General features: G+C 44.8%; 1 protein-coding gene. It reads left to right on the top strand.

What is annotated here, in order from left to right; genetic code table 11:
- Positions 1-670: 670 nt before the first annotated feature.
- A complete protein-coding gene (locus HW447_RS17760; protein ID WP_176256351.1) occupies positions 671-1,192 on the top strand; it encodes a replication/maintenance protein RepL in 522 nt (173 codons plus the stop codon).
- Positions 1,193-1,786 lie beyond the last annotated feature (594 nt).

The raw sequence follows: 1,786 nt of genomic DNA, 5'->3' as shown, positions 1-1,786 counted from the left end.
ATACAAAAGCGTGTCCAAATTATCAAATTGTCGCAAAAAGTGAACACAAAGTTCCAGAAAAGCCTTAAACTGCGGCTTTTACGCTGTGTCCAGAGTCCGACGCTTATTAGTTGCTTACGCTGGAGCTGACACCTCCCACCCCTAAGAAAATTTATCGCTCTGCGTTGGTTCCACAAGTATGCAAAGGCTTTCTCTACCATTCGTTGGCCGGGCCAGCCCGCCGCCCCATGGGTTCCCGCTGCTCCCGGCCTGCCCTACGGGCACCACTAGGAATAAGGGCCTACGGCCAGCAGTCAAGGAGAACGGGGAATGGCGTGAGCAAAGTGCTCCCAACCCTTGTAAATACTAGCTTTTTACATTTTTTAGGCTTGTTAGCACTCCCTACGGTCGTGGTAGGGGGTGCACCCCCTTACATCCCCCTGAACGCCATGAACCTCCCTCTGGTCGATGGCGTTCATATGAAGATATAAGAGGGAAAAAGCCGAAAAATAGGCTCTAAGCCTTGATTTATAAGGGTTTTTGTAATTTTACGTTTTATCACCAGCTATGATAAAACTATTTATCACCAGCTATGATAAAACCCCTTGAATTTTGTTATCATTTATGATAAAACAATTATCAATAATGATTAGTAGTTTTATCACAACATGATAACAAAGGGGGATACATAATGCCAACTGTAGTAGCTAATCCTAAAGGGCTTAATGAGGTATCATTTCAGCAGCGTGCAAGAGACCTTGCTGAAATGGATCGGCGCGACCAAGAAGAACTTCGTAGAGAACGAAAAAGCCCATTTTCAAGTTTTTATCAAGTAAACAAAGACAACTCTGAATATCTCCGGAGTTGCCTAAAAGAAAACCCTAAAGCCTTAGAATTGCTCTTTTTTATTTTCGACCACATGGACAAATACAATGCTGTTGTATGCTCATACAAAGTATTTCAAGAAGCTTTAGGCATTGGGCAAGCAACTGTTGCAAGGTCTGTTAAATACTTGAAAGATAACGGATTTCTGTATATCTACAAAAGTGGTACAAGTAACGTTTACGTAGCCAATAAAAATCTTGTGTGGAACAGCTGGGGAAACAATCAAGAATATTGCGAATTTCCAGCAAATATTGTGTTATCAAAAAGCGAACAAGAAGAACGAGCAAAAGTTCTTGATAAGCGAATGCAGACGGTAACCCTAAAATAGCTTTTAAAGCCCCTAGAATCGATTTTACGACGTTCTAGGGGTTTTTCTATGCCTATCGGATTAAAAGGGCGAGAATGGAGTCAAGAGAGGCTCTGAGGATATGCTCACAGGCTTTGCCTGGGAGGGATACCGGAAGAACCGACCTTGACGGAATGAAGCCCCCACACTCTCCCGTCAGGGAGCAGAACCCAAAGGGATCTGCTCCCTCTGCCACATGGCGAATGTGGGGTTCGGGGCAAAGCCCCGAAAATGGGTCAAGGGACTAGTCCCTTGTGGGGTGCAGGGGCAAAGCCCATGCCCTGCGGAGCATAATTCTATCTATGGCGAAAACACTGGGCAAATTCTCGAGACCAGAGCCTTGAGGCAGGAATAGGACGGACACAACTATGTGTCCGCCACCATTACAAATTGCTGGCAAAGCCTGCAATTCTATGTATCTAAGCCATTTTCACCGCCTGAGACAGTGGATACAAAAGCGTGTCCAAATTATCAAATTGTCGCAAAAAGTGAACACAAAGTTCCAGAAAAGCCTTAAACTGCGGCTTTTACGCTGTGTCCAGAGTCCGACGCTTATTAGTTGCTTACGCTGGAGCT

The organism is Enterocloster alcoholdehydrogenati (genome assembly GCF_013282095.1).
In the GTDB taxonomy this organism is placed as follows: Bacteria; Bacillota; Clostridia; order Lachnospirales; family Lachnospiraceae; genus Enterocloster; species Enterocloster alcoholdehydrogenati.
This window is presented reverse-complemented; position numbering and strand designations above follow the sequence as displayed.